4 protein-coding genes are annotated in these 3,255 nt (G+C 60.7%); 2 read left to right on the top strand and 2 right to left on the bottom strand.

The window, feature by feature from the left end; genetic code table 11:
* Window positions 1–70: 70 nt before the first annotated feature.
* Entirely contained in the window at window positions 71–742 is a 672-nt protein-coding gene (locus MJ643_RS30185; RefSeq protein WP_047594820.1) for a DNA-3-methyladenine glycosylase I, read from the bottom strand.
* A gap of 4 nt (window positions 743–746) precedes the next feature.
* A complete protein-coding gene (gene ttcA, locus MJ643_RS30180; protein ID WP_012270926.1) occupies window positions 747–1,571 on the bottom strand; it encodes a tRNA 2-thiocytidine(32) synthetase TtcA in 825 nt (274 codons plus the stop codon).
* Between the two features lie 262 nt (window positions 1,572–1,833).
* On the opposite strand from ttcA, the gene MJ643_RS30175 reads away from it, so the two are divergent.
* Together MJ643_RS30175 and MJ643_RS30170 are read left to right on the top strand one after the other, a co-directional pair.
* Window positions 1,834–2,433: a Yip1 family protein gene (locus tag MJ643_RS30175; RefSeq protein WP_003252385.1), complete on the top strand. Its 600-nt coding sequence runs from the start codon at window positions 1,834–1,836 to the stop codon at window positions 2,431–2,433.
* 132 nt (window positions 2,434–2,565) lie between these two features.
* The gene (locus tag MJ643_RS30170) at window positions 2,566–3,060 is read left to right on the top strand and encodes a SprT family zinc-dependent metalloprotease (RefSeq protein WP_024086404.1); all 495 of its coding nucleotides are present in this window, start codon (window positions 2,566–2,568) and stop codon (window positions 3,058–3,060) included.
* The last annotated feature ends 195 nt before the right edge of the window (window positions 3,061–3,255 follow it).

The raw sequence follows: 3,255 nt of genomic DNA, 5'->3' as shown, positions 1-3,255 counted from the left end.
ATTTAGTCCCACCACCCCTTCAAGTCTAACCATACAAGCGGGCATGCCCGCGAAGGGGCCAGCACAACTCTCAATGGTTGACGGTATGCGCCAGCATCACCGACAACTGGCACAGCGGCCGCCCACTCTCCGCATGCCACTGGTTGAACGCCTGCTGCACCAAGGCCAGGTCCCGCTGGCTGGTCGGCGGCTTGTCGACCACCTTCTGCGCAATCAACGCCGCAGCCATGTCATCGGTAGGGATGAACGTGTCCTTGCCAACCATTCGCAGGAAGCGCGGTGCCGACAACCCGCCCAGCTGGTTGCCTTGCTTGGCCAGGTATTTCCACAAACCGACGATGTCGGTCACCGGCCAGTCGGCGATGAAGGCACCGAAACTGCCCTTCTCCTTGACCACGTCAAGAACCATCTGCGCATTGCGCGGCACGCTCTTGAGCTTGCCCAGGTGGCGGATGATGCGCTCGTCGTGCATCAGCCGCTCGAGGTGCTCGGCGCCCATCAATACCACCTTCTCCGGGTCGAAGCCGAAGAACACCTGCTCGAACGCCGGCCACTTGGCATCCACCAGGCTGTGCTTGAGCCCGGCGCGGAACACGCGCAGGGCCAAGGTCGAAAGGTAGCGGTCGTCGCTGATATCACGCAGTTGCGCCGGTGTGCGCGGCTGCGGCAGGAAGGCCTCCAGGGCCTGGGCCGAGCCGAAGCGGTTCAGGCAGTACTCGTGCAACCACTGGTAATCGCGCATGGGCTCAGATGTTCAGCACGTCAAGGAAACGTGGGGTGGCATTCTCGTCGATCTTCAGGCTGGTGAAGTCGAACAGGTTGCGGTCGGCCAACTGCGACGGTGCCACGTTCTGCAGGGCACGGAAGATGCTCTCGGTACGCCCCGGGTGCTTGCGCTCCCACTCCACCAGCATGTCCTTGACCACCTGGCGCTGCAGGTTTTCCTGCGAACCGCACAGGTTGCACGGGATGATCGGGAATTCCTTCATGTCCGAGTAGGCCTGGATATCCTTCTCGCTGCAGTAGGCCAGCGGGCGGATCACCACATTGCGGCCATCGTCGGCGCGCAGCTTCGGCGGCATACCCTTGAGCGCACCGTTGAAGAACATGTTGAGGAAGAAAGTTTCGACGATATCGTCGCGGTGGTGCCCCAGCGCCATCTTGGTCGCGCCAATTTCGTCGGCAAAGGTGTACAGGGTGCCACGGCGCAGGCGCGAACACAGCGAGCAGGTGGTCTTGCCCTCGGGGACAAGCTCCTTGACCACCGAATAGGTGTCCTTCTCGACAATGTGGTACTCGACGCCCAGTTCCTTCAGGTAGGCCGGCAGCACATGCTCGGGGAACCCCGGCTGCTTCTGGTCCATGTTCACCGCGACGATCTCGAACTTGATCGGTGCCACCTTCTGCAGGTGCAACAGAACGTCGAGCATGGTGTAGCTGTCCTTGCCGCCGGACAGGCAGACCATGACCTTGTCGCCATCCTCGATCATGTTGTAGTCGGTGATGGCTTCGCCGGCGAGACGACGCAGGCGTTTTTGCAGTTTGTTCTGGTTGACCGAGAGGGTGCCCATAGCGCTTGGATCCGCGAGGTGTGACAAAAGCCGACTATTTTACGCACAAACGCGGCGGCGCTGTAGGCATTCCGATAAAGACTTCATTGTAATCAACAGCGCGCCTTACAGCGCAATTTGCTCTAAAAAGCACGGTTTATGCGGGTAACCGCTTCCTATACTGCGACATAAGGCCACATTACCGCTTGCTTCGGTGTTCGGGCCTAGGGCCGCTTGCGCTCCATCTGGGGGGCGTTTGGCAACATTGAGAGGAGTGATCGGCATGATTCATCACGTTGTGGGGCTGTTTACCCATCCCGACCAGGAATGGCGGGAAATTCGTGGCGAAGAAGAAACCATCAGCCACATGTACCTGACGCACACCCTGATCCTGGCTGCGATCCCCGCCGTTTCGGCGTTCATCGGTACAACCCAGGTCGGCTGGGTAATCGGCGACCGGCCAGCGGTGATGCTGACCATGGAAAGCGCCATCTGGATGAGCATCATGTCGTACCTGGCGATGCTTGCCGGGGTGGCGGTAATGGGGGCGTTCATCCACTGGATGGCCCGCACCTATGATGCCAACCCGTCCATGGCTCAGTGCATCGCCTTTGCCACCTACACCGCCACACCGTTGTTCATCGGCGGCCTGGCGGCGCTGTACCCTCACCTGTGGCTGGGCATGCTGATCGGCACGGCCGCCATCTGTTACACCGTGTACCTGTTGTACGTCGGTTTGCCGACGTTCATGAACATACCGTCCGACGAAGGCTTCCTGTTCTCCAGCTCGGTGCTGGCGGTAGGCCTTGTGGTACTGGTGGCGATCATGGCCGCCACGGTGATCATCTGGGGACTGGGCGTGGGGCCCGTCTACACCAACTAGAACAGACTCGACCAACACTGGGGCATCAAACCTGGGGCCGCCGCAAGGCGGCCTCTGGCTGTGCGCTGACCGGTGGCTCGGCAGGTTGCCCGGGGTTGCGGCATAATGTCCGGTCAGGAGAACCACCCCGCCATGCCCGAGCTGCTCAGACAACGCGTCGAAACCTGTTACCAGCAAGCTGAAACCTTCTTCAAACGCCCCTTCCCACGCCCGGAAATCAGCTTCAAGCTGCGCGGGCAAAAAGCCGGCGTCGCCCACCTGCACGAGAACCTGCTGCGCTTCAACCTGCAGCTTTACCGCGAAAACCAGGAAGACTTCCTGCGCCAGACCGTGGCCCATGAGGTGGCGCACCTGGTGGCCCACCATATGTTCGGCGACCGCATCCAGGCCCATGGCGAAGAGTGGCAGCTGATCATGCGCGGGGTGTATGAACTGCCGCCCAACCGTTGCCACAACTACGAAGTGCAACGGCGCGTGGTGACCCGCTACATCTACCGCTGCCCGTGTCCGCAGAGCGACTTCCCGTTTACCGCGCAGCGGCACAAGCTGGTGCGCCAGGGGCGGCGCTACCTGTGCAAGCGGTGTCGGGAGATATTGGTGTATAGCGGCGAGACGCGCGTCGAATAGATTGTGTCTTGCCTGTTCCGGCCTCTTCGCGGGTAAACCCGCTCCCACAGGGGTACCACTGCCCTGTGGGAGCGGGTTTACCCGCGAAGAGGCCAGTGCTGGCGATATATGAATCACAGGCACAAGAAAGGCGACCCGAGGGTTAATGCCAGTCAGTTAAGCTGACTGGCATTTTCATTTTCGGGTCGGATATTT

Source organism: Pseudomonas sp. PNPG3 (genome assembly GCF_023093815.1).
Classification (GTDB): Bacteria; Pseudomonadota; Gammaproteobacteria; order Pseudomonadales; family Pseudomonadaceae; genus Aquipseudomonas; species Aquipseudomonas asiatica.
The sequence above is the reverse complement of the archived record's forward strand: the minus strand, read 5'-3'. Positions and strand labels throughout refer to the sequence as shown.

What these genes read in the sequence shown, in the direction of transcription:
- MJ643_RS30185 (WP_047594820.1), bottom strand. Translation starts at nt 742, where the DNA reads ATGCGCGATTACCAGTGGTTGCACGAGTACTGCCTGAACCGCTTCGGC.
- MJ643_RS30175 (WP_003252385.1), top strand. Translation starts at nt 1,834, where the DNA reads ATGATTCATCACGTTGTGGGGCTGTTTACCCATCCCGACCAGGAATGG.
- ttcA (WP_012270926.1), bottom strand. Translation starts at nt 1,571, where the DNA reads ATGGGCACCCTCTCGGTCAACCAGAACAAACTGCAAAAACGCCTGCGT.
- MJ643_RS30170 (WP_024086404.1), top strand. Translation starts at nt 2,566, where the DNA reads ATGCCCGAGCTGCTCAGACAACGCGTCGAAACCTGTTACCAGCAAGCT.